This window comes from Flavobacterium sp., assembly GCF_044339515.1.
In the GTDB taxonomy this organism is placed as follows: Bacteria; Bacteroidota; Bacteroidia; order Flavobacteriales; family Flavobacteriaceae; genus Flavobacterium.
This window is the reverse complement of record NZ_JBIIVK010000004.1, coordinates 42,616-66,021: the sequence shown is the minus strand read 5'-3', so window position 1 is coordinate 66,021 and position 23,406 is coordinate 42,616. Positions and strand designations below refer to the sequence as shown.

The 23,406-nt window shown below is 34.6% G+C and carries 21 protein-coding genes; 16 read left to right on the top strand and 5 right to left on the bottom strand.

Annotated features, from left to right (window positions below; genetic code table 11):
• The first annotated feature begins 2 nt into the window (after positions 1 to 2).
• The 4 genes from ACIQ0M_RS01925 (at position 3) to ACIQ0M_RS01910 (ending at position 5,811) form a co-directional block, all read left to right on the top strand.
• Complete coding sequence (locus tag ACIQ0M_RS01925) at positions 3 to 1,124, top strand: DUF3667 domain-containing protein (RefSeq protein WP_396149157.1); 1,122 nt, start codon at positions 3 to 5, stop codon at positions 1,122 to 1,124.
• 4 nt (positions 1,125 to 1,128) lie between these two features.
• Positions 1,129 to 1,515: a Co2+/Mg2+ efflux protein ApaG gene (apaG, locus tag ACIQ0M_RS01920; RefSeq protein ID WP_396149156.1), complete on the top strand. Its 387-nt coding sequence runs from the start codon at positions 1,129 to 1,131 to the stop codon at positions 1,513 to 1,515.
• Positions 1,516 to 1,805: 290 nt separating this feature from the next.
• Positions 1,806 to 3,431 (top strand): L-glutamate gamma-semialdehyde dehydrogenase, encoded by a 1,626-nt coding sequence (pruA, locus tag ACIQ0M_RS01915; RefSeq protein ID WP_396149154.1) that lies wholly within the window; start codon positions 1,806 to 1,808, stop codon positions 3,429 to 3,431.
• Between the two features lie 106 nt (positions 3,432 to 3,537).
• Positions 3,538 to 5,811, top strand: a complete 2,274-nt coding sequence (locus ACIQ0M_RS01910) for a T9SS type A sorting domain-containing protein (RefSeq protein ID WP_396149152.1) — start codon at positions 3,538 to 3,540, stop codon at positions 5,809 to 5,811.
• Between the two features lie 59 nt (positions 5,812 to 5,870).
• On the opposite strand, the gene rsmG is transcribed toward ACIQ0M_RS01910, so the two are convergent.
• Entirely contained in the window at positions 5,871 to 6,500 is a 630-nt protein-coding gene (gene rsmG / locus ACIQ0M_RS01905) for a 16S rRNA (guanine(527)-N(7))-methyltransferase RsmG (protein WP_396149150.1), read from the bottom strand.
• Positions 6,501 to 6,606: 106 nt separating this feature from the next.
• Here rsmG and ACIQ0M_RS01900 point away from each other — a divergent pair, with 106 nt between their 5' ends.
• The 5 genes from ACIQ0M_RS01900 (at position 6,607) to ACIQ0M_RS01880 (ending at position 11,707) form a co-directional block, all read left to right on the top strand.
• Positions 6,607 to 7,701 carry a fatty acid desaturase family protein gene (locus ACIQ0M_RS01900; protein WP_396149148.1) on the top strand — a complete coding sequence of 365 codons (1,095 nt, stop codon included), beginning with the start codon at positions 6,607 to 6,609 and terminating at the stop codon, positions 7,699 to 7,701.
• A gap of 38 nt (positions 7,702 to 7,739) precedes the next feature.
• Positions 7,740 to 8,924: a pyridoxal phosphate-dependent aminotransferase gene (locus ACIQ0M_RS01895; protein ID WP_396149146.1), complete on the top strand. Its 1,185-nt coding sequence runs from the start codon at positions 7,740 to 7,742 to the stop codon at positions 8,922 to 8,924.
• Positions 8,925 to 9,140: 216 nt separating this feature from the next.
• The gene (purT, locus tag ACIQ0M_RS01890; RefSeq protein ID WP_396149144.1) at positions 9,141 to 10,310 is read left to right on the top strand and encodes a formate-dependent phosphoribosylglycinamide formyltransferase; all 1,170 of its coding nucleotides are present in this window, start codon (positions 9,141 to 9,143) and stop codon (positions 10,308 to 10,310) included.
• A complete protein-coding gene (locus ACIQ0M_RS01885) occupies positions 10,310 to 10,885 on the top strand; it encodes a Crp/Fnr family transcriptional regulator (protein WP_396149142.1) in 576 nt (191 codons plus the stop codon). The genes purT and ACIQ0M_RS01885 overlap by 1 nt, the downstream gene beginning before the upstream one ends.
• Before the next feature lie 108 nt (positions 10,886 to 10,993).
• Positions 10,994 to 11,707: a pirin family protein gene (locus tag ACIQ0M_RS01880; RefSeq protein WP_396149140.1), complete on the top strand. Its 714-nt coding sequence runs from the start codon at positions 10,994 to 10,996 to the stop codon at positions 11,705 to 11,707.
• A gap of 61 nt (positions 11,708 to 11,768) precedes the next feature.
• Here the strand turns inward: ACIQ0M_RS01880 and ACIQ0M_RS01875 are convergent, their stop codons facing one another.
• A complete protein-coding gene (locus ACIQ0M_RS01875; RefSeq protein WP_396149138.1) occupies positions 11,769 to 13,403 on the bottom strand; it encodes a hypothetical protein in 1,635 nt (544 codons plus the stop codon).
• A gap of 136 nt (positions 13,404 to 13,539) precedes the next feature.
• Here ACIQ0M_RS01875 and fabD point away from each other — a divergent pair, with 136 nt between their 5' ends.
• Together fabD and ACIQ0M_RS01865 are read left to right on the top strand one after the other, a co-directional pair.
• A complete protein-coding gene (fabD, locus tag ACIQ0M_RS01870; RefSeq protein WP_396149136.1) occupies positions 13,540 to 14,412 on the top strand; it encodes an ACP S-malonyltransferase in 873 nt (290 codons plus the stop codon).
• Positions 14,413 to 14,432: 20 nt separating this feature from the next.
• Entirely contained in the window at positions 14,433 to 15,326 is an 894-nt protein-coding gene (locus ACIQ0M_RS01865) for a hypothetical protein (RefSeq protein ID WP_035656073.1), read from the top strand.
• Here ACIQ0M_RS01865 and ACIQ0M_RS01860 read toward each other — a convergent pair.
• Positions 15,312 to 16,388: a DNA methyltransferase gene (locus ACIQ0M_RS01860; protein WP_396149134.1), complete on the bottom strand. Its 1,077-nt coding sequence runs from the start codon at positions 16,386 to 16,388 to the stop codon at positions 15,312 to 15,314. The two genes, ACIQ0M_RS01865 and ACIQ0M_RS01860, sit on opposite strands and share 15 nt — an antisense overlap.
• A gap of 138 nt (positions 16,389 to 16,526) precedes the next feature.
• Between ACIQ0M_RS01860 and ACIQ0M_RS01855 the strand changes: the two genes are divergently transcribed.
• Positions 16,527 to 16,799: a hypothetical protein gene (locus ACIQ0M_RS01855; protein WP_396149132.1), complete on the top strand. Its 273-nt coding sequence runs from the start codon at positions 16,527 to 16,529 to the stop codon at positions 16,797 to 16,799.
• Positions 16,800 to 16,829: 30 nt separating this feature from the next.
• Here the strand turns inward: ACIQ0M_RS01855 and galE are convergent, their stop codons facing one another.
• Together galE and ACIQ0M_RS01845 are read right to left on the bottom strand one after the other, a co-directional pair.
• Positions 16,830 to 17,843 (bottom strand): UDP-glucose 4-epimerase GalE, encoded by a 1,014-nt coding sequence (gene galE, locus ACIQ0M_RS01850; RefSeq protein ID WP_396149130.1) that lies wholly within the window; start codon positions 17,841 to 17,843, stop codon positions 16,830 to 16,832.
• Between the two features lie 14 nt (positions 17,844 to 17,857).
• Positions 17,858 to 18,988 carry a DegT/DnrJ/EryC1/StrS family aminotransferase gene (locus ACIQ0M_RS01845; RefSeq protein ID WP_396149128.1) on the bottom strand — a complete coding sequence of 377 codons (1,131 nt, stop codon included), beginning with the start codon at positions 18,986 to 18,988 and terminating at the stop codon, positions 17,858 to 17,860.
• 129 nt (positions 18,989 to 19,117) lie between these two features.
• Between ACIQ0M_RS01845 and ACIQ0M_RS01840 the strand changes: the two genes are divergently transcribed.
• The 4 genes from ACIQ0M_RS01840 (at position 19,118) to ACIQ0M_RS01825 (ending at position 23,380) form a co-directional block, all read left to right on the top strand.
• Complete coding sequence (locus ACIQ0M_RS01840) at positions 19,118 to 20,374, top strand: 3-deoxy-D-manno-octulosonic acid transferase (protein ID WP_396149126.1); 1,257 nt, start codon at positions 19,118 to 19,120, stop codon at positions 20,372 to 20,374.
• Positions 20,361 to 20,807, top strand: a complete 447-nt coding sequence (locus ACIQ0M_RS01835; protein WP_396149124.1) for a GNAT family N-acetyltransferase — start codon at positions 20,361 to 20,363, stop codon at positions 20,805 to 20,807. The genes ACIQ0M_RS01840 and ACIQ0M_RS01835 overlap by 14 nt, the downstream gene beginning before the upstream one ends.
• A 21-nt stretch (positions 20,808 to 20,828) precedes the next feature.
• Positions 20,829 to 22,976 carry a S46 family peptidase gene (locus tag ACIQ0M_RS01830; RefSeq protein WP_396149122.1) on the top strand — a complete coding sequence of 716 codons (2,148 nt, stop codon included), beginning with the start codon at positions 20,829 to 20,831 and terminating at the stop codon, positions 22,974 to 22,976.
• A 200-nt stretch (positions 22,977 to 23,176) separates the two neighbouring features.
• A complete protein-coding gene (locus ACIQ0M_RS01825) occupies positions 23,177 to 23,380 on the top strand; it encodes a hypothetical protein (protein ID WP_396149120.1) in 204 nt (67 codons plus the stop codon).
• Positions 23,381 to 23,406: the final 26 nt, after the last annotated feature.

The following is a 23,406-nucleotide window of genomic DNA, read 5'->3' as shown; positions in this document are numbered from 1 at the left end:
ACATGTCTGAATCTACTAAAGAAGTTAAAAATTATCGCGGATTAAAATGCCTAAACTGCAATCATCCGTTAGACATTTCAGATAAATTTTGCCCCAATTGCGGACAAAAAAACACCACCAAAAGACTTAGTCTGAAAGACTTTGTGGATGAATTTTTGGCAAATTTTTATGCGTATGATTCTAAAGTTAAAAACACTATAATAAAACTTTTTACTAAGCCCGGAAAAGCCGCAAAAGAATTTATAGATGGTAAACGTCAAACGTATGCCAATCCGTTTCGTTTTTATTTGAGTGTATCGTTAATCTATTTTATTTTTAGTGGTTTAGTAAGCAAATATAGCACAGAAACCATTGAAGATTTAAATCAATCTTATGTCGCTAAAAATGGGAAAGAAACATATAAAAAAAATGACGACAAGCAAAAAAAAGAGGAGGAATCACCTAATGAGATAGAAAACATTGCAACTCAAATCGATTCTGCCAAAAAGGAAGACGAAAAAAAACATCCCAAGAAAACCATTTTATATTCTGAAAAGCAATTAGAAAAATATGGTTTTCTTAAAAGAACAAAAAGAAAAGTAGAAACATACGCTCATTTTTTTGATAGCTCAAAAACAACCTATCCGTCCAAAATATTTGACACATTGAAACATGAAAACACCAAATGGAATCGTTTTCTGTTAAAAAAAACATATCAGTTTAAAAAGCTCAATGGTGATGATAATGAAGATTCTAGTGGTGTAAAAAAATTCGGAGAGTACATGGAAGATAAATATCCATTTATTCTATTTGTTTCACTGCCTTTCTTAACCATTGTTTTTGCATTACTGTATTACCGAAAAAAATTAACCTATGCTGAACACATGGTTTTTGTTTTTAGCTTTATGAGTTTTATCTTTTTAACCCTTCTTCTAGAAGAGTTTGTTTATTTAATTTCCGGTTTTGAAATAGGATGGCTTTACCTAATTGTCTATCCAATTTATTTTTACAAAGCATTAAGAAACTTTTATCAACAAAGTAGGTGGAAAACAATTTTAAAATTTGTAATTTTGAACTTTCTATTACCAACAACTGCTTCATTTGTAGCACTTTTGGTTTTATTAATAGGGTTTTTGTTTTATTAAAAGTATGGTTTCACAAATCACAAGAGGCATAAAAATTTCGGTTACTACTAGTTTTGAAGGTACCTACTTCAAAAACTACAAGCTTCATTTTGCCTTTAGTTACCACATTACCATCGAAAACCACAGCAAAGATTCTGTTCAATTGATGTCGCGTCATTGGGAAATTTTTGATTCACTCAACCACAAAGAAATCATAGACGGTGAGGGTGTTATCGGCAAAAAACCCGTTTTAAAACCCGGCGAAAGTCACACTTACAGCTCCGGTTGTTTATTATCATCACCTTTTGGAGCTATGAAAGGGCATTTTAATATGATTAATTTCACTACAACACGCAATTTTAGAGTGATTGTTCCAACCTTCAAACTAGGAGCCCCTTTTGCTTTAAATTAATTTCCAGAAGCTATTCCCGTTATTCGCTACAAGCTTTTTTGTCTTGAGGCGTTTTTCTAAAGTTAAAAAAAGAGCTTCTTGCAGTCGCTTTTTTTTTAACAAGAAAAACTGCCCCAATCCTGCAAAAGGCTTTTCGCTACTACCGGGGCTAAAACCCGTGCTAACATCCAAAATGTAACAACTATTACCAAAAATTCAAAAAAACCTTTGTACTTTTGTGTGCAATTATCAAATTCGCATTCAACGAATTCAATGATTGATAAAATGTCTAATAATCAAACAACACACTTATGTTAAAAGGATTTTTTCACGTACCCAAAGCCATCAACGAACCCGTAAAATCATACGCTCCCAACAGTCCGGAAAAAGCTGCCGTTTTAGCTGCTTACAAAGAAATGTGGAACAGCCAAATTGATGTTCCTTTATATATCGGAAGCGAAGAAATTCGTACCAAAAATACCCGCAATATGACAGCCCCACACGATCATAAACACATCGTGGGAACTTATCACTTAGCCGAAAAAACGCATATAGAAAAAGCCATTGCCAACGCATTGGAATCAAAAAAAGCTTGGGCTGCAATGCCCTGGGAACAGCGTGCTGCCATTTTCTTAAAAGCAGCCGAATTGATTGCGGGACCTTATCGAGCCAAAATCAATGCCGCTACCATGATTGCTCAATCCAAAACCATTCACCAAGCCGAAATTGATGCTTCGTGCGAATTAATTGACTTTTTGCGATACAATGTCGAATTCATGACACAAATTTACAACGACCAACCTACTTCTGATTCTTCTGTTTGGAATCGTGTTGAATATAGACCATTAGAAGGATTTGTGTATGCCATCACTCCTTTTAACTTTACTGCTATTGCTGCCAATCTTCCTGCCAGTGCCGCAATGATGGGCAACGTTGTCGTTTGGAAACCTAGCGACAGTCAAGTGTTTTCAGCCAAAATCATCATTGATGTATTCAAAGAAGCAGGTTTACCGGATGGTGTCATCAACGTCGTTTTTGGTGATCCGGTAATGATTTCAGATACTATTTTTGACCATCCCGATTTTGCCGGAATTCATTACACCGGTTCAACATTTGTGTTCAAAGAAATCTGGAAAAAAATTGGAACCAACATTCATAAATACAAAACCTATCCAAGAATCGTGGGCGAAACAGGCGGAAAAGATTTCGTAGTCGCTCATCCAAGTGCCAATGTAAAACAAGTTGCAACCGGATTAATTCGTGGAGCATTTGAATTTCAAGGACAAAAATGTTCGGCTGCATCTAGAGCATATATTCCTAAAAGTTTATGGCCAGCCGTTGAAGCCGAATTAAAATCAGAAATGGCGACCATCAAAATGGGTTCACCAGAAGATTTTTCAAATTTCTTTACTGCAGTGATTCACGAAGGTTCATTTGATAAATTAGCCAAATTTATCGATCAAGCTAAAAAAGATAGTGATGCGGAAGTAATCATTGGTGGAAATTATGATAAATCAGTTGGTTATTTCATTGAACCTACAGTTATTTTGACTTCCAACCCAAAATATGCCACGATGGAAACCGAATTATTCGGACCGGTTTTAACCATTTATGTTTATGAGGATGCAAATTGGAAAGAAACATTAACGTTGATTGATGAAACATCAGAATATGCCTTAACCGGAGCGGTATTCAGTCAAGATCGTTATGCTATCACTGAAGCCACACAAGCATTAGAAAATTGTGCCGGAAACTTTTACATCAACGACAAACCAACCGGAGCCGTAGTAGGAATGCAGCCGTTTGGTGGTGCAAGAGCTTCAGGAACCAACGACAAAGCAGGTTCTGCACAAAATTTACTACGTTGGGTTTCACCAAGAACTATCAAAGAAACGTTTGTAACACCTGAAAATTACAGATACCCATTTTTGGGATAATTTTAGAATATTTTAAAAATTTATAAAGTCCGAATGTTAAATCTTCGGACTTTTTTTTATATTTATAGCATTAAATCACTAAACATCAAACACTAATCCTTTGCTAATGAAAACAAAAATTACTTTCATCGCTTTATTTTCTATTTTATTTTCTTTTGCTCAAAAAGGAGAATATGAGTTATTAAAAGAACACACACAAACAAAGATTTTATATAATCAAGTGTTTGATATTTCTAAAATTACCCAAACCAAAAAAGATGAAATTTCGGCCATGTATTTCAGACAAGTTTATCATGAAATTCAACGGGCTGATTTTTTACAACGTTTGCCCAATTACGAAGTTTTGAAAAAAGAAGCCGATGATGCTTTTTTTACAAAACAAATTCCACTTTCTATTTTAATTTCCGAAGTGGAAACCATCAAAACAGAAGCTTTAGAAAGTAATATCATTTCAAAAAACAACAATCAATTTGTATTAAATAATTCGTCTGCTGATGCTTTCCAAAAACATGAAATTACATTGATGGCTCCGTTGGTTTCCAAATCAAAAAATAAAACGGTTGAATTTATTTTAAAAGATAAAAATATTTTCAACACTACATCCAAAACTATTCAGGGCATATACATCAGTTTTACTGAAAATGATTTTTGGTTAACGGTTTCTGTAAATCAACCTATTTCTGTTGATTTTGCAACTTCAGGCAAAAAATCTATCTCTTTTAAAATTGAATTCTCAGACGGACAAAGTACAATTATTAAATCTACATTTGAGATTCAAGGTGGTTCGAATCTTGCCAATCGCAATGGTAATGAAATCTTAGCCGAAACCATAACTGCCTCGATTCCTTATCAAGGTTTTGGTGAAAATGCTCCCTATCTTGGTCAAGGTGAATACGAAATCTATTTAGACAATGTTGACCAAGTTTTAGACAAACCCATTTTTTTAGTGGACGGATTTGATCCGGGTGACACAAGAAACACTACATTGATTTATTCTCTTTTGAATTATGGCGATACCAATCAAAATTTAGGCGACATTGTTCGGAATGAAGGATTTGATATTGTGGTGCTGAATTTTCCGCAGTATTCTCCCGCAGACGGAATTGTAATTGATGGTGGAGCCGACTTTATCCAACGAAATGCGATGATTTTAGTAGAACTCATCAACCAAATAAATGCTCAAAAAGTAGGAACAGAAAAAAATGTTGTGATCGGACCGAGTATGGGCGGACTTATATCTCGTTATGCTTTGCGTTACATGGAACAAAACGATTTAGAACACGATACTCGTTTATACATTTCGTTTGATTCACCGCATTTAGGAGCTAATGTTCCAATTGGATTTCAACATCTTTTTAACTATATGGCAAATGGTCCTTTAGGCGATGTAACGCTACAAGAAATTGTTAATAGTGTTATTTCAAGTCCGGCAGCCAAACAAATGTTACTTGATCATTACACCGGCCACTTACAAACCGGAAGTCCAACTGAGTTTGACAACGCCATTCAATTGCCAACAGGAGCTCCGAATTTTAGAACTGCCTTTCAAGATGAATTAAATGCAATGGGTTTCCCAACAGAAACTAGAAATGTTGCCATTAGCAACGGAAGCGGAACCGGAATGATGACAGGCACGCCCGGAATGTTTGTTTTGAACGATTACATTGTGAATGCTTCTGCAACCCAAAGAGCCCGATTCGATATTCGCTTTACGCCGCCTGCCGGGGTATCCAATCAATTGGTAAGCCGATTTAGAGCTCAGCAAAATATAATAATTTGGATTACAGTTCTAACAAGCCAAGCGAATGCCGCTTCACCGGCAACTTCGTCAGGATTAGATTCTGCTCCGGGAGGACTTTTTAATGTTGCTGATTTTGCGGAAGGCGGAAGCGGAAACCCAACCTTAGATGATTTTTTAGGAAATTTAGCCATTGATCGTTTTTGTTTCATTCCTGCCTTGAGTTCATTAGCCATTACCAATCCAAACTGGTATGCAACCGTAGACGACACTTCGATTACACCTTTTGCAGCAACTTATGTGCCAACTGAAAACGAAGGCCATGTAACCTTGTCAGAAGGAAATGTTGAATTTGCTTTGGAGGAAATTCTAAACGAACCGCTTTCAGTAGAACAACCTATTTTAACTGAAAATATTGTCATTAAAAACCCAATTAAAAATACGATTGAAATATACAGTTCTAACATGATTTCCAACGCAAACATTTCGATTGTTGATGCTTCAGGTAAAAAAGTTTTCACACAAAATAACATTTCTATCGAAGGAAATCATCAATTGAATGTCAATTTATCGAATGGATTTTATTTGATTAAAATTGAATCTGCTGAGAAAAGTTTTGTAAGGAAGTTGATTAAGAATTAATTTCACTTCTTATAATTTATTAACCACGAATACACGAATAAATTTGTGTTTTCGTGGTTTTATATTTTAAACTTCAACGGCAAATGGACCACTTTTTTCGTCTCAAAAAATTCTTCTGAAAAATAATCGGATAAGTTGTAAAGAGTAGCTTTTGGAAAATCTTTTAATTCTTCCGTTAAATCGCCTCCTTTTAAATATAAAATTCCGTTTTTAAGTCCGTGATTATTCTGTTTTTTGATTTTGTCTTTTATCCAAGATACAAAATCAGGCATATTTGTGACTGCTCGACTCACGATAAAATCAAAATCACTTTTCACGTTTTCGGCACGTAATTGTTCGGCTTTTACATTTTTCAGACCTAAAGCAGTAGCCACTTCATTAACCACTTTTATTTTTTTGGCAATTACATCAATCAAATAAAATCGCGTTTCCGGAAATAAAATCGCTAACGGAATTCCGGGAAAACCTCCTCCGGTTCCCACATCCAAAACCGTAGATTTGGGTTGAAATTCCATCACTTTGGCAATTCCTAATGAATGTAAAACGTGTTTCACATACAATTCATCAATATCTTTTCGAGAAATTACATTGATTTTTGAATTCCAATCATGGTATAATGGACCTAATTTTTGAAACTGAACTATTTGATTTTCAGATAAATTAGGAAAATACTTCAAAATTTCTTCCATATTGTGCTATTTTTAACAAAAGTAAACATTTTAGTGTTGAAATTTTATTGTTTGTTCATCGTTATGATTTATATTAATAGTTACCTTTGAAAAAATTTTTAAATACATGAATACCACAATTCCAACTTTTTCTAAACAAGACAATCTAAAATTCTTTAGAACATTAAATAGTCGAGTAAACAATTACTTCAAAGAAAATAACCTTCAAAAAACCGGAAACTGGAAACTTCACTTGAAAACCATTGTGATGTTTACAATTTTCTTAACTCCATACTTCTTCCTTTTGGCAATGGACATGCCATTTTGGACGTATCTATTACTTAACGTCGTAATTGGCGTGGGCATGGCAGGCGTTGGAATGAACGTGATGCACGATGGCAATCACGGCTCGTATTCTAACAAACCTTGGTTAAATAAAATCATGGGCGGAAGCATCTACATTCTCGCCGGAAATGTTTATAATTGGCAAGTGCAACACAATGTACTTCACCACACGTACACCAACATTGTAGGTCATGATGAAGATTTAGATGCCGGAAGAATCATCCGTTTCTCAAAACAAGCGGAATGGAAATACTTCCATAAATTTCAACATTATTATTCTGTATTTTTATATGGTCTATTAACTTTCAATTGGGCTATTACAACCGATTTTAAACAAATGAGAGCCTATTTAAAACGTAAGTTATCGTATGGAGAGCCGAAAAGCCCTAAAATTTTATGGACAACCTTAATCATTACCAAAGTAATCTACTTTTCCATTTGGTTAGTTATTCCTATGGTTTTAGGTATCACCTGGTGGAAAGTATTATTAGGTTTTGCAGTTATGCATTATACAGCCGGTTTAATTTTAAGCATCGTTTTCCAATTGGCTCACGTGGTGGAAGAAACTACCAATCCTGTTCCGGATGAAAATGGCGAAATTGAAAACACTTGGGCAATTCACCAATTATTTACCACCGCTAACTTTGCTCCAAAAAATTGGATTGTAAACTGGTACACCGGTGGCTTAAATCACCAAATCGAACACCACATTTTTCCTCATATCAGCCATATTCATTATGGTAAAATTGCTGAAATTGTGAGAGAAACTGCCAAAGAATGTAACCTCCCCTATCATGAATTCAAAACCATGAGAGCTGCCGTTATTGCTCACTTCAAACATTTGAAAGAGCTAGGTCAAGAACCACAAATGGCATAGGTTACATTTTAAATTTAAACACACAAAACACAACTATAATGAATTCGTTATCGGATAGAATTAACAATTTATCTACCTCTCAAACTTTGGCAATGGCAGCATTGGCCAGAGAGTTAAAAGCCCAAGGAAAAGACATCATCAGTTTAAGTTTAGGCGAACCTGATTTTAATACGCCCGACTTTATTAAAGAAGCGGCAAAAAAAGCAATCGACGAAAATTACAGTACTTATTCACCGGTTGATGGATATGTCGAATTAAAAGAAGCCATTTGCCGAAAATTCAAAAGAGATAACAATCTCGATTACAAACCGGCAAACATTGTTGTTTCTACCGGGGCAAAACAATCCCTTTACAACATTGCTCAATGTATGTTGAATGAGGGTGATGAAGTCATTTTACCTGCACCTTATTGGGTAAGTTATTACGAAATCATCAAAATGTCTGGTGGAATTCCTGTTGAAGTTCCAACTTCAGTAGAAAGTGATTTCAAAATCACAGCCGAACAATTAGAAAAAGCTATTACACCAAAAACAAAAATGATTTGGTACAGTTCGCCTTGTAACCCAAGCGGATCGGTTTATAGTCGTGAAGAATTTACAGCCATTGCCAAAGTATTGGAAAAATACCCAAACATTTACGTAGTTGCCGATGAAATCTACGAACACATCAATTTCTCAGGCACTTTTTGCAGTATCGCTTCTATTCCGGGTATGTTTGAAAGAACCATCACGGTGAACGGTGTTGCAAAAGCATTCGCGATGACAGGATGGAGAATTGGTTACATCGGAGCACCCGAATTTATCGCAAAAGCATGTACCAAAATGCAAGGTCAAGTGACTTCAGGAGCCAATTCCATTGCTCAACGAGCTACGATAGCTGCTGTGGATGCCGACCCAAAGGTGTTGAATTACATGGTAGAAGCGTTTCACAAAAGAAGAGATTTAGTCGTAGGTTTAATCAAAGAAATACCAGGACTAAAAATAAATGTTCCCGAAGGTGCTTTTTATGTATTTCCGGATGTATCGTCTTTCTTCGGAAAAACGTTACGCGGCACATTCATCAAAGACGCAACCGATTTCTCGATGTATTTGTTAGCTGAAGCCAATGTAGCCACGGTTACCGGAGATGCCTTTGGAAATCCGGATTGCATTCGCTTTTCTTATGCAACCAGCGAAGAATTATTGGTGGAAGCCATGCGAAGAATCAAAGAAGTTTTAGCATAATACAAAAGCCTCAAGGAAACTTGGGGCTTTTTTTATAACTTTGGCGTGTTCGCCGAAAAGGCGAACGGGCTTTTCGTTGCAAGTCCTCGCCCAAAGGTTGGTTTTTGTCGGGTTGTGCTCGGCTTCTTTGGTCGCCGGCACAACCCGCAAAAACTCAACCTTTGTGCTGCGGGCTTTCCACTTCAATCCCTCACGCAAACCCTACTCAATTAGAATATGAAAACAAAAATCCTCCTACTCGGTTCCGGAGAACTCGGAAAAGAATTTGTCATCGCCGCACAACGAATTGGCCAAACGGTAATTGCAGTGGATAGTTATGAAAATGCTCCCGCCATGCAAGTGGCTCACGGTTTTGAAGTCATCAATATGTTAGATGGTGCAGAACTCGACCGAATTGTAGCTAAACACCAACCCGATTTCATTGTTCCTGAAATTGAAGCCATAAGAACCGAACGTTTTTATGATTATGAAAAGCAAGGTATAACCGTTGTTCCCTCTGCAAAAGCGGCAAATTTCACCATGAACCGAAAAGCCATTCGCGACTTGGCGGCAAAAGAATTAGGATTACGAACAGCCAATTATCGCTACGCAACTTCAGCTGAAGAATTGCAAAAAGCAGTTTCAGAAGTTAGAATTCCTTGCGTCGTGAAACCTTTAATGAGTTCCTCCGGAAAAGGACAATCAACCATCAAATCAAATGAAGATATTGTCAAAGCTTGGAACTACGCCGTAGAAGGTTCTCGTGGCGATGTGGTGGAAGTTATAGTAGAAGCTTTTGTTACTTTTCATTCAGAAATTACCTTATTAACCGTCACTCAAAACAACAATTTACCCACTTTTTTTTGTGCTCCGATTGGTCACCGACAAGAGCGTGGAGATTATCAAGAAAGTTGGCAACCGGCAAATGTTTCAGAAAAAGACATTTTGGAAGCTCAGGAAATGGCTCGCAAAGTAACCGAAGCCTTAGGTGGAGCCGGATTATTTGGAGTAGAATTTTTCCTAACCAATGAAGGCGTTTATTTCTCTGAATTATCACCAAGACCTCACGACACCGGAATGGTAACCTTAGCCGGAACACAGAATTTTAATGAGTTTGAATTGCATTTACGAGCTGTTTTAAGTTTGCCGATAGCCGAAATTACCTTAGAAAAATCCGGAGCAAGTGCCGTTATTTTAGCTGCTGAAAACTCAAACCATCCCACCTATTCAGGAATTGAACAAATTGCAGCTTTACCCAAAACCGATTTCAGAATTTTTGGAAAACCAACTTCACGACCGTACAGAAGAATGGGCGTTGCCTTGGTAAATGATTCGTTAGACACACCAATCGAAGAAATTATTGAACGAGCAAAAGCAGCAGCAAAATTGGTAAAAGTAAATGCATAATGACATTGATTTTAGATAACATAGCCAAAATTGTTTCCCTTTCTGAAGCGGAAAAAGAATTGTTTTTGTCTAAAATCGAAACACAACAGTACAAAGCCAAAATAATTTTGCACAATGCCGGAGAAATCTGCAAACATTCCTATTTTGTCAATTCGGGTCTATTGCGAAGTTTCAACGTCAATGATAATATCGTAGAACATGTTCTGCATTTTGCCTGCGAAGGTTGGTGGATTGGCGACATGTACAGTTTACTTTCTCAAAAACCAGGCAATCTCTTCATTGAAGTAATGGAAGATGCCGAAGTTGTTCTACTATCCAAAGAAAATCAAGAACAACTGTATTTTGACATTCCAAAATTAGAACGCTTCTTTAGAATTTTAACCGAAAATTCATTGGTGGCTCATCAAGAACGATTGATGGATAATTTAAGTTTATCAGCCGAAGATCGATTTGATAAATTTTGCAAACGGTATCCTTCACTCATTCAACGTGTGCCTCAAAAACAAATTGCTTCCTATATTGGCGTTACGCCGGAATTTTTTAGTAAAATGAAAAGCCGGATGGTTAAAAAGTAGGCAGTCGCAGTTTACAGTAAACTGACAACTTTCTTAACCTACATTAAGTGCCAAACCTTACTTTTGGTTGTAAATTTGTATCATCAATAACACAAAATCTTTTTAGTTATGAAAAATGCAGTTTTACACAAAGCCAACGAAAGAGGTCATGCCGACCATGGATGGTTGAATGCTTATCACAGTTTTAGTTTTGCCAATTGGTACAATCCCGATAAAGTTCAATTTGGAGTATTAAGAGTGTTGAATGATGACACCGTTGCTCCCGGAATGGGTTTTGGAATGCACCCCCACGATAACATGGAAATCATAACCATTCCGTTGGAAGGTGATTTGGCTCACAAAGACAGCATGGGCAACGCCGAAACCATTAAATTTGGCGATGTTCAAGTAATGAGTGCCGGAACCGGAATTCGCCACAGTGAGTTCAATCCAAATGCGGATCGAAGAACAAAATTGTTGCAAATTTGGTTATTTCCAAACAAGCAAAATGTGGAACCTCGTTACCAACAAATTACCTTGAACGTAAACGACAGAGAAAACAAATTGCAACAAATCTTATCACCCAATCCAGAGGATGCAGGCGTTTGGATTCACCAAGATGCGTGGTTTCATTTAGGTAAATTTGAAAAAGGATTGACTGAAAATTACACTGTAAAAAGAGAAGGAAATGGTGTTTATGCTTTTGTGATTTCAGGAAGTGTGACAATTAATGGTCAACTTCTGGAAACAAGAGATGCATTAGGTGTTTGGAATACTGAAAATCTAGAAATTACGTCTACTTCGGATGCAGAAATTTTGTTGATGGATATTCCTATGGAATAAAGTTTGAAATTAGTTTTTTAAAAAAATCCCAACATAAACTTGAGTTCTGTTGGGATTTTTACTACTCTTTAAGCTTTAAATTCAGATTATCAAAACTAGTAACATCGATTACTTGCTCATTATCAATATCAAACGAGACTTTTATGCTATCCCCTACAATACTAACAGGGATTTCATTTGAAATTTGTGATGATCCCACAAAAATATTTGGATAATCTTTTACTGTAAAATAATAGAAACTATTTCCGTTTCTAACATCACTTTGTATACGACTAATTACAGAGGATATTGATTTTTTGGCAGCTACATTCGATGGGTTTATTTTATTACCTGCCATGTTATAAACACTTTTAAAGGAAGTTAACGTTTCACGCATTGAATTTCCAACACCAACAATTGTATAATCGTTGATGGCAACCATGGCGTACATTTTTACTAAGCCACCATCATCTTTTAATGTCATTACATACGTTGGTATTCCATTGATATTATACGGAATAGGTAAAGATGCTTTGTATCCTTTTTCTTGAACTTTACCCTCAGCAGAACTTTGAGCAGCAAATTCAGTTGCCCCACTTTGTTTATAGAATGTCGTTTCTTTGGTTCTTGTATCAACCAAAACAAAACCTACTGCACTTTCATCGCTACCAACTGAGGTCAGACCTGTGTACCAATACGATTTATTATTATGTCCGTAAACTAATGTCAGACCCTCCGTAATTTGTAATTTATCAGTATTTGAGAAATTCCAATAACCATTAACCAATTCACCCCAATCGTTCAATTGGTTTTCAACAAACTCAGCAGGTTGAATTCTATCTACCCAAACCGGAGAATCGGCAATTGAATAGTGTTCGATTTCACCCGTTTGTGCATCAACAACCAAAATTCCATTTGTGTTTTCACCGGAAAAACCAATTTTTTTGTCATAGGTAGCAATAACCCAAAAAGGATTTCCTTGTTCATCAACTTCAAATGTAAAATCGGCTAAACCGGTTGTAGCATAACCATTAAAATAAATATGTCTGTGAATTTCGCTTGAAAAATAGGCATTCGATTGGTATTTAATTTTTAAAGGTTTTCCGTTTATCGTTTGAACTAGTTTTACATCTCGTTCATTTGTGGCAGAAACCATAACATAACCGGGAGTTCCTTCTTTATTGTTAAACCATTTGAAAAAACCGGAATGCAATAAGGGTGCTATCCAATATAATTCATCGTTTACTTTTTGTATGGAAAATGTTCCTAATTCAACTTGACTTCCCAAGGCAGGCTGAGAACCAATAATTTTCTCTCCCAGTAAATAGGCTAATTTTTGGTCAACTACACGAATTTTATCCATTGATATTGGAGCAATATGCTCAGAAATTTTATCCCCACTCTCAACCTTTCCAATCATCTTTTGATATTTGGAAGCATGAAAAATTGTAGCCGTTGTAATAATTGGAATAACTGAAAGGTAAACTAAAATAATTCCAATAAAAAATAATAAAAATTTACTTGGTCTTGATTTTATCATCACTTTCTTACCCGTACTATCAATTCCAAAACCTAAAGAAATGAAAAAATAAAATAAAGCCAATACTAAAACAATTACACCAATACCGTAAAAACCATAAGAAACTACCGGTAGATTTAAATAAAATAACAAAAATCCAAGAAATAGTAAAAACAAAACTTGTACAAATTTTTTCATCATTATATTTTTTTGATTGATTAGTCGAAAAATAGTTTTAAAGTTACAATTAAACTTATAAAATTTAGTAAGATAATGTGTTTTAAAATTATTAGTTTTGTTAGAATTAATATAAACACAACCTAAAATAAATAGAATGAAAGCATACGTTTTCCCCGGACAAGGAGCACAATTTACCGGAATGGGTAAAGATTTATATGAAAATTCGGCTTTAGCCAAAGAATTGTTTGAAAAAGCCAATGAAATTCTTGGTTTCCGAATTACAGACATTATGTTTGAAGGAACTGCTGAGGAGTTGAAAGAAACCAAGGTAACACAACCTGCTGTTTTCTTACACTCAGTTATTCTGGCAAAAACACTAACCGATTTTAAACCGGATATGGTGGCGGGACATTCGTTGGGCGAGTTTTCAGCATTGGTTGCTAATGGTGCTTTGTCATTTGAAGACGGATTGCAATTGGTTTCCAAACGAGCATTGGCGATGCAAAAAGCCTGTGAAATTACACCATCTACCATGGCAGCGGTTTTGAATTTAGACGACAAAATAGTGGAAGACATTTGTGCTTCAATAGATGGTGTTGTGGTAGCTGCCAATTACAATTGCCCCGGACAGTTAGTGATTTCCGGCGAATACAAAGCGGTTGAATTAGCTTGTGAAAAAATGAAAGAAGCAGGAGCCAAACGGGCGTTGATTTTGCCTGTTGGTGGAGCATTTCATTCACCAATGATGGAACCTGCGAGAGAAGAATTAGCTGCCGCCATTGAAATGACCCATTTTTCCACACCTGTGTGTCCGGTTTATCAAAATGTAACAGCAAATGCAGTTTCCAATCCGGAAGAAATTAAAAAGAACTTAATCATTCAATTAACTGCACCTGTAAAATGGACACAATCTGTTCAACAAATGATTGCTGACGGAGCAACAAGTTTTACCGAAGTTGGCCCAGGAAAAGTATTGGTTGGATTGGTAAATAAAATCAATAAAGAAGTAGAAACGGTTTCGGCTTAAATTATATATAATTCATTTTTATGACTTTACCATTAGATAAAGATTTACAATTAAAAAAATGTTCTCTAATTGATTTTAGAGATATAACTGTTAGAGTTTTAGAATATTTACCTAATGTAATATCTGAATCTAAAACCAAAAATAATTATAAATTACATTCTTCTCAAATTGCTGGTTCTACAAAATATTTGAGGCCAATTAATCAAGATTTATTCATCTATGATTCAACAGCTTTTAAAACTAAATTTGATGAATTTATTTTTCTTTTTGAAAAACTTAAAGTAAAAACTTCAAAATATGATAGATCAGAAAAACATTTAATTGATTCTGTATTATATACAATTCAACAATCAATTGGTTGTGGTTTTGACTTGTTAGCAAATCAAAATAGTTCAAGAAAACACGTTGGAAATAGATTTGAAGAACTGATAAAAGAAGTATTTACTGAATTAAAAATTTCTAATAAAAAAGCTGTCCTTCAAATACCATATGAAACAGAGGAGGGTCAAAAGGTATATAAATGCGAAAATGACTTGATTTTATCACCATACAATAAAGTAAAATCAAGTTCTTCACAATTAGATAAAAATGAGATTATTGTTTCAATAAAAACAACTTCAAAAGACAGAATGGGTAAAATGTTCATTGATAAAATTTTATTAGAAAGATTTGTTGAACATGAACAAAAAGTAATTGGAATATTTCTAAATGATGTTCAAAGAAAAGAAAGTGATAATATTAGCTATACACTTGTATCTGGTTTATTCATGGTATATTCAAAGTTTTTGACAGAATTAGAGGGAATATATTACTTAGACCCACCTCCAAATGTTAACAAAGAACCATATAATAAACACATGAAATCTTTTTCAGAATTATTAACAAATGATATATGGAGATTACTTATTTCTTAATTTTTCTCTCCTTTGTTTAGATTTTACCTCATCAATAGCATTCAAAATTCTTTTTAAATGCTCTTTATCATTTAATCTATTTTTAATAACTTCACAATATTCTTCTTCTAATTCAGTCCCAACCCAATTCCTTCCATATGTTTCTGCAACAGCAAATGTTGTACCGGAGCCTCCAAATGGATCAAGTACTAAATCACCAACATTTGAAGAAGATAAAATAATTTTTCTTAATAATTCAACAGGTTTTTGAGTAGAATGTATAGTTTTCTCCCAAGATCCATTTGAAATAGTTGGAATTTCAATTACATCTTTAGGTTTGGCTCCTAAAGGATTTGGAGTCCAATCATAGTGACTCTTTTTTCCATTTGAAAAATGAGAACTCTCAGCCTGACTTCTGTTAGGATATTTAAGTGTATGTTCGTTATAAGGAATTCTAACTTCATCAATATTAAAAGTAAAATTTTTACTTTTTCTAAAATGCAAAATACTTTCATGCGAACGACCCCAATCATTGCCCAAATTCCCTTTATTTCTGTAAAACCAAACCAACCATTTGCAACCTGCAAACAGAGGAGATGCAGACCACTTTAAATCAGCTAGAATTTCGGAAAAACCACAGATATACAATGAGCCAGTTTTTTTAAGAACTCTATTTGCTTCTTTAATCCATAACATACTCCAATCAATATACTCTCGTTGAGAAGAAAAAGTATCCCACTCAGCTTTTCTGATGTTATACGGAGGATCTGCAAAAATTAAGTCTACAGATTCATTTGGTAATGACCTCAAGAATTTTATTGCATCATATTTATATAATTTTCCTAATTCTGTTTCAAAATATGGTTTATCTAATCTGTTTAAAAAATAAGTTTTACTTTCATAAGGTATTTCAAGCTGAAACTCTTCAACTAGAGATATTATGTTGTTTTCAGGATAAACTCTATAGTTATTAATAGGATGTCTAACACTTTCGAATTTTCCTGATTTATCCCATCTTCTTAGCGTTTCAGAACTTACACCTAATAATTTTGCAGCTTGACTAACAGTTAAATAGTTTTCCATAATAAAGATTACACAACATTACACAAGATTACACAAAACTAATATATTTTTTTAAATTTAAAAAAATAATTTAAACTCAAATTGTGAAATTCTGGCACTTTTTTTGATGCTTTTTGGTGAACTATAATTTTGATAAAAATGAAAAAAATATTTTTTGGAATAATCGCATTGGGAATGTTTTCTATTTCTTGTAAAGAGACAACAGAGGATAAAATTAATCAAGCCATTGATGCCGTAAAAACGGATGTGAAAGAAAAATCAGATTCTCTAAAAACAGAAGCAGAGAAAAAATTAGATTCTGTTCAATTCAAAACGGATAAAATGGTTGATTCATTGAAAACTAAATCAGAAAAAGCTCTTGAAAAAGGAAAAGAGAAAATTCAAATCATTAAAGAAGAAATTAAGAAATAAAAAAAGGCTGTCGAATGACAGCCTTACTTTTTAACTTCTAATTTTTTGTTCCCATTTCCAAGCACTTGCTAAACTTTCCTCTAAGGTGGATTGTGCTTTCCAACCTAAAACATTATTTGCTTTATCGGTATTGGCATAAGCCGAAGTGATATCACCTTCTCTCCTACCTACAATTTTATAAGGTAATTTTTTACCCGAAACTTTTTCGAAGGCTGTTATGACTTCTAAAACAGAACTACCAGTTCCTGTTCCAAGATTAAATGTTTCTACTTTATCCAGATTTTTATTTTCAACTAATCTTTGTAGTGCTACTACATGTGCTTTTGCTAAATCTACTACATGAATATAATCACGAATAGCGGTTCCATCAGGAGTAGGATAATCATCACCATAAACCGATAATTCCTGACGTAAACCAATTCCGGTTTGAGTAATGAATGGCACTAAATTTTGTGGAACACCAATTGGTAATTCACCAATTTCCGCTGTTGGATGTGCTCCAATCGGATTAAAATAACGTAAAAGAATGGAATTGATATTTGAAACTTTTACTACATCAGAAATAATTTCTTCACCAATTTGTTTTGTGTTTCCGTAAGGCGACATGGCAGGCTGAACCGATGCATCTTCTGTAATCGGCATCTTTTCGGCTTGACCGTAAACCGTACAAGAAGAACTGAAAATAAAATGAGCTTCTTCTTTTTGTTGTAATTCTTGTAAAATATAAACCAATGCATTGATATTATTTTCATAATACAACAATGGATTTTCAACACTTTCCCCTACTGCTTTAGAAGCGGCAAAATGAATTACACCCGAAACATCATGGTGCTTTTTAAAAAAATTTTGCACAGAAGTTTTGTCCCGTAAATCCATTTGTTCAAAAAGTGGTTTCTTGCCGGTAATGTTGGTAATTCGGTCTAATACTTCAATGGAAGAGTTTGATAAATTATCGATAATTACAGGTTCAAAACCTACATTTTGTAATTCTACAACAGTGTGAGACCCAATGAATCCAAGGCCTCCGGTTACAAGTACTTTCATGTTTTTTTATATGATTAGTTGAAAAATTCTAAAACTGAATCGGTTATGAATTTAATTTGTTCGTCATCTAATTCAGTGTGCATTGGTAATGAAATCACTTCTTTTACCAATTGATTAGTTACCGGAAAATCTTCTTCCTTATATCGAATATCCGCATACGCTTTTTGTGCATGTAACGGAATCGGATAATAAATCGCACAAGGAATTCCTTTGCTTTGTAAATGATCCATCAAGGCATTTCTATCCGCATCAATAATTCGCAACGTATATTGATGAAAAACATGGCAATCACAAATAGCACAAATGGTTGGAGCGATGATATTTTTATGTCCTTCAAATGCTTTTGAATAACTTCTTGCAGCATTTTGACGATCGGTATTGTAACTATCTAACAACGGTAATTTTGCATTTAAAACCGCTGCTTGAATACTATCCAAACGAGAATTAACTCCAACAACATCATGGTGATAACGCACATACATTCCGTGATTTACGATTCCTCGAATGGTATGAGCTAACGCATCATCATTGGTAAAAATGGCACCACCATCACCGTAACAACCTAAATTTTTAGAAGGGAAAAACGAAGTTGCCCCTACATGACCAATTGTTCCTGCTTTCTTTTTTGTTCCATCTGAAAAGCGACAATTCGCTCCAATAGCTTGGGCATTATCTTCAATGACGAATAAATTATGTTCGTTAGCAATTTGCATAATGGCTTCCATATTAGCTGCTCTTCCGAACAAATGAACAGGAACAATTGCTTTCGTTTTTGGTGTAATTGCTTTTTTGATTGCTTCAATTGAAATATTCATATTCACCATATCCACATCCACTAAAACGGGAGTCAATTGCAATAAAGCAATCACTTCAACAGTGGCGGCAAAAGTGAAATCAGCTGTAATGACTTCATCGCCTGGTTTTAAATTTAATCCCATCATAGCAATTTGAAGAGCATCCGTTCCATTCGCACATGGAATCACGTGTTTCACACCTAAATATTCTTCTAAATTTTTTTGAAATTCATGAACTTTTGGCCCATTGATATAAGTTGTAGTATCTAAAACTTCTTGAATGGAAGCATCAACAGTAGATTTAATTTTATCATATTGACTTTTTAAGTCAACCATTTGGAGTTTACGCATTGTATTTGTATTAAATTTTAAAAGAGTAAGGTCGAAAACCTTAATCGTAGAACAAAAGTAATTATTTAAGGAGTTATAACAATGAAAATTCTGTAAAGTGATGTATTTTAGCGACACAATTTATATTCTATGTATTTTTTATATAATGTATTGGTTCATTTAGTAGGTTTTTTGTTGAAAATCATTGCCAATTTTAACCCAAAAATGAAGCTATTTGTGGATGGAAGAAAGAATGTTTTTGAGCAAATCAAACAAAAAATTGCTTCTAATGATAAAAAGATTTGGTTTCATGCCGCTTCTTTAGGCGAATTTGAGCAAGGAATTCCGGTAATGGAAAAAATCAAAATCAAATTCCCAAACCATAAAATTATAGTGACATTTTTTTCTCCTTCCGGTTTTGAAGTGAGAAAAAACAATTCAATTGCCGATTTAACGATTTATTTGCCATTAGACACCACACAAAACGCTAAACAATTTTTAGATTTTATTCATCCAGAAATGGTGTTTTTTATCAAATATGAATATTGGCCAAATTACCTCAATGAACTCAAAAAAAGGCAAATAAAAACCTATTTAATTTCAGGAATTCTCAGAGAAAATCAGGTCTTTTTTAAATGGTATGGCGGATTTTACCGAAAATGCTTAACTACTTTTGATTTCTTTTTTGTACAAAATGATTCCTCCAAAAAACTGCTGCAATCGCTAGGATATCAAAATGTAAAAATTTCCGGCGATACGCGTTTTGATCGCGTAGTTTCGATTTTGGAAAGAGATAATACTTTGGATTTTATCGAAGAATTTAAAAATAATACAACCACAATTGTAATTGGAAGCTCTTGGCCGAAAGACGAAGAATTGCTTGTTAATTTCATTAATAATTCTGCTGAAAATTTGAAATTCATCATTGCTCCTCATAATATTAAAGAGGAACAAATAAATTCTCTTTACGAAAAAATTCATAAAACAAAACTGAAATACTCTAATTATTCTATTGAAACACTCCGAAAACCAAGTCCAAAAGAATATCAAGTTTTTGTTATAAATACAGTTGGTATTCTGACAAAAATTTATTCATACGCCGACATTGCCTACGTGGGCGGCGGCTTCGGAAATCCCGGTGTGCACAACATTTTAGAACCGGCAACCTTTGGCATTCCAATCGTAATCGGACCCAATTATGCTCATTTTGCCGAAGCAATTGCTTTGGTAAATATGGAAGGTTGTGTTTCTATTTCTTCTCAAAACGAATTGAATGAAACGTTTCAAACCTTACTTTCCAACGATGACATTCGCCATGAGAAAGGTCATATTTGCAGTACTTTTGTGCAAATGAACAAAGGGGCAACAGATGTCATTTTAAATCATATTAAAAATGACAACCTTTAAACCGTTATGCTTTGCAGATATTGATCAAATCCTTCCACTGATGGAGGAATTTTATGCCATCGACCAATATCCTTTTCAAATTGAAACGTCCAAAAAACTTTTTAATCAATTTCTTGAAGATGAAAACCTCGGAAAAGCTTGGCTAATTTTGAATGAAAATGAAATCGTTGGATATGTCATTTTCACCTTCGTTTTCAGTTTTGAATACCAAGGAAAAATTGCTTTCTTAGACGAATTATACATCAAAAACACTGCTCAAGGAAAGGGTTTTGGCAAACAAACGCTTCGTTTCATCCGTCAAGAAGCTCACAAATTATCGTTAAAAATCATCTATTTAGAAGTAGAACCACACAATCATGCTGCTCAAAAATTGTATATTGCAAACGATTTTGAAGTACACAAACGAAAATTATTCAAACACACTGTAAAATAATAACTTACTAAACAACTTATTATGAAATTTTTACGCTTACTCATACTGTTTCTTTCCTTTTCTGCATTTGCCCAACAAGGCGGAATGTGGATTCCGTCACTTTTGGAAGGAATGAACGAAAAAGAAATGAAATCGCTCGGCATGAAAATGTCGGCCAAAGATATTTACGACGTCAACAAATCGAGCATGAAGGATGCTGTTCCGCATTTCAACAATGGTTGTACGTCGGAAGTAATTTCGTCAAAAGGACTTTTATTAACCAATCACCACTGTGGCTATGGCGAAATTCAATCGCATTCCACTGTTGAAAATGATTATTTGGAAAAGGGATTTTGGGCGATGAGTTTAGAGGATGAACTTCCAAACGAAGGTTTAGTCGTGACATTCATCGTTAAAATTGAAGATGTCACTTCAAAAGTATTGGAAGACACTCAATCCATATCAAGCGAAGCGGACAAACAGAAAAAAATTCAAGAGAACATTTCAGCTTTAACCACTTCTTTACCGAAAGAAAGTTGGCAAGAAAATCGAATCAGAGCTTTTTATGACGGCAATCAATACATTTGGTTTGTTGTGGAAACATTCAAAGACGTTCGTTTAGTAGGTGCACCGCCATCCTCCATCGGAAAATTTGGTTCGGATACTGACAACTGGGTTTGGCCACGTCACACGGGTGATTTTTCACTTTTCAGAATTTATGCCGACAAAAATAATCGTCCGGCTGCTTATTCAAAAGACAATGTACCCTATACACCAAAACATTTTTTCCCGGTATCAATTGATGGTGTGAAAGAAAATGATTTCACCATGGTTTTCGGTTATCCGGGAAGAACACAGGAATATTTGCCTGCTGTTGCGGTAGAACAAATTGTAAATGAATTAAATCCTGCTAAAATTGAAGTACGTGATGCTGCTTTGAAAGTACAAGACGGATTCATGCGAAAAGACAAAGCCATCAAAATTCAATATGCTGCAAAATATGCTTCAGTGGCTAATTATTGGAAAAAATGGATTGGCGAAACCAAAGGGTTAAAAAAATCAAATGCGGTTCAAATCAAAAAAGAGTTTGAGAAAGATTTCATGAATAAAGTGGCGAAAGCCGGAAAACAGACTGAATACGGCAATTTACTTTCAGAATTTGAGAAAAATTATAAAGAAATTGCTCCGTATGCTTTAAGTCGTGATTATTTTATGGAAGTTGTCATGCGAAACACCGAACTACTAAGTTTTGGTTATCGTTTGATTCAGTTGGAAAATCTTTACAATACCAGAGGTGAAAAAGCATTCATGGATAGAAAAGAAAATTTCATCACCGGTTTTGCCGATTTATACAAAGATTTTAACGCAACAGTTGACGAAAAAGTAATGGAGCAATTAATTGAGTTGTATGCCACCAAATCTCCTAAACAATTTTTACCGGAAGGCTTATTGAATCAAGATTTAAAAGCGAAAACGGCAGAAATTTTTAAAACATCAAAACTAACAAGTTACAATGGTTTCCAAGAATTGTTAACCGGAGATGCCAAAACTGTTCTTGAAAAATTGAACAATGACAGTGGATTTGTATTTGTAAAAATGCTTGCTGATGCTTACAATAAGAACGTAGTTCCAAAATACGACGAAATTAATTTGAAAAATACCGCTTTACAACGCACCTATATGAAAGGTATTTTAGAATTAAGTCCGAAAGAAGCTAGAATTTTCCCAGATGCTAATTCAACTCTGCGTGTAACGTATGGAAAGGTAAAAGGTTATGCACCAAGTGATGCTGTGTATTACAGTCCGGTGACCTATTTAGAAGGTGTGATGGAAAAATATGTTCCGGGCGATTACGAGTTTGATGTTTCACCAAAATTAATTGAACTTTACAACAACAAAGATTTTGGCCCGTATGCAGAAAATGGAAAACTTCCGGTGAATTTTATTGGAACAAATCACACCACAGGTGGAAATTCTGGAAGTCCGGCAATTGACGCAAAAGGAAACTTAATCGGCTTAAATTTCGACCGCGTTTGGGAAGGAACCATGAGCGATATTTATTACGACCCTGCCATTTGCAGAAACATTATGGTGGACATTCGTTACGTACTTTTCGTCATTGACAAGTATGCCGGAGCGAAACATTTGATTAATGAAATGAAAGTAGTGGGCAAAAAAGTCAAAAAATAGAACATTTTAAAGAAAACAACAGTAAATCCCCATCAAAATAGGGGGTTTATGTTTAAAAAATAGCCTAAAAATGGGCACTCAAACGTTTGAATAACAAATAGTTTATTTTTTTTTAAAAATTTTTCGTAAAACATTTTGTTGAACCAAAAAATTTATATCTTTGCTCCGAATTAATAATTAACCTTTTATAATTTAGTAAGATGAAAAAAGTAATTTTAAGTTTAGTATTTGTTGCTGCTTTAACAGTAGTATCTTGTAAAGAAAAAGAAACTGAAGCTGCTGTAGAAGAAACTACAGAAGTTGTTGAAGAAGTTGCTCCTCCAGTTGAAGAGGCTGTTGAAGTAGTTGATTCTGCTGCTACTACTACTGAAGCTCCTGCTGCTGAAGCTCCTGCTGCTCAGTAATTAGCAATAAGCTAACAGAAAAAAAT

Coding starts and splice junctions, on each gene's coding strand:
- ACIQ0M_RS01925 (WP_396149157.1), top strand. CDS start 3: ATGTCTGAATCTACTAAAGAAGTTAAAAATTATCGCGGATTAAAATGC.
- apaG (WP_396149156.1), top strand. CDS start 1,129: ATGGTTTCACAAATCACAAGAGGCATAAAAATTTCGGTTACTACTAGT.
- pruA (WP_396149154.1), top strand. CDS start 1,806: ATGTTAAAAGGATTTTTTCACGTACCCAAAGCCATCAACGAACCCGTA.
- ACIQ0M_RS01910 (WP_396149152.1), top strand. CDS start 3,538: ATGAAAACAAAAATTACTTTCATCGCTTTATTTTCTATTTTATTTTCT.
- rsmG (WP_396149150.1), bottom strand. CDS start 6,500: ATGGAAGAAATTTTGAAGTATTTTCCTAATTTATCTGAAAATCAAATA.
- ACIQ0M_RS01900 (WP_396149148.1), top strand. CDS start 6,607: ATGAATACCACAATTCCAACTTTTTCTAAACAAGACAATCTAAAATTC.
- ACIQ0M_RS01895 (WP_396149146.1), top strand. CDS start 7,740: ATGAATTCGTTATCGGATAGAATTAACAATTTATCTACCTCTCAAACT.
- purT (WP_396149144.1), top strand. CDS start 9,141: ATGAAAACAAAAATCCTCCTACTCGGTTCCGGAGAACTCGGAAAAGAA.
- ACIQ0M_RS01885 (WP_396149142.1), top strand. CDS start 10,310: ATGACATTGATTTTAGATAACATAGCCAAAATTGTTTCCCTTTCTGAA.
- ACIQ0M_RS01880 (WP_396149140.1), top strand. CDS start 10,994: ATGAAAAATGCAGTTTTACACAAAGCCAACGAAAGAGGTCATGCCGAC.
- ACIQ0M_RS01875 (WP_396149138.1), bottom strand. CDS start 13,403: ATGAAAAAATTTGTACAAGTTTTGTTTTTACTATTTCTTGGATTTTTG.
- fabD (WP_396149136.1), top strand. CDS start 13,540: ATGAAAGCATACGTTTTCCCCGGACAAGGAGCACAATTTACCGGAATG.
- ACIQ0M_RS01865 (WP_035656073.1), top strand. CDS start 14,433: ATGACTTTACCATTAGATAAAGATTTACAATTAAAAAAATGTTCTCTA.
- ACIQ0M_RS01860 (WP_396149134.1), bottom strand. CDS start 16,388: ATGGAAAACTATTTAACTGTTAGTCAAGCTGCAAAATTATTAGGTGTA.
- ACIQ0M_RS01855 (WP_396149132.1), top strand. CDS start 16,527: ATGAAAAAAATATTTTTTGGAATAATCGCATTGGGAATGTTTTCTATT.
- galE (WP_396149130.1), bottom strand. CDS start 17,843: ATGAAAGTACTTGTAACCGGAGGCCTTGGATTCATTGGGTCTCACACT.
- ACIQ0M_RS01845 (WP_396149128.1), bottom strand. CDS start 18,988: ATGCGTAAACTCCAAATGGTTGACTTAAAAAGTCAATATGATAAAATT.
- ACIQ0M_RS01840 (WP_396149126.1), top strand. CDS start 19,118: ATGTATTTTTTATATAATGTATTGGTTCATTTAGTAGGTTTTTTGTTG.
- ACIQ0M_RS01835 (WP_396149124.1), top strand. CDS start 20,361: ATGACAACCTTTAAACCGTTATGCTTTGCAGATATTGATCAAATCCTT.
- ACIQ0M_RS01830 (WP_396149122.1), top strand. CDS start 20,829: ATGAAATTTTTACGCTTACTCATACTGTTTCTTTCCTTTTCTGCATTT.
- ACIQ0M_RS01825 (WP_396149120.1), top strand. CDS start 23,177: ATGAAAAAAGTAATTTTAAGTTTAGTATTTGTTGCTGCTTTAACAGTA.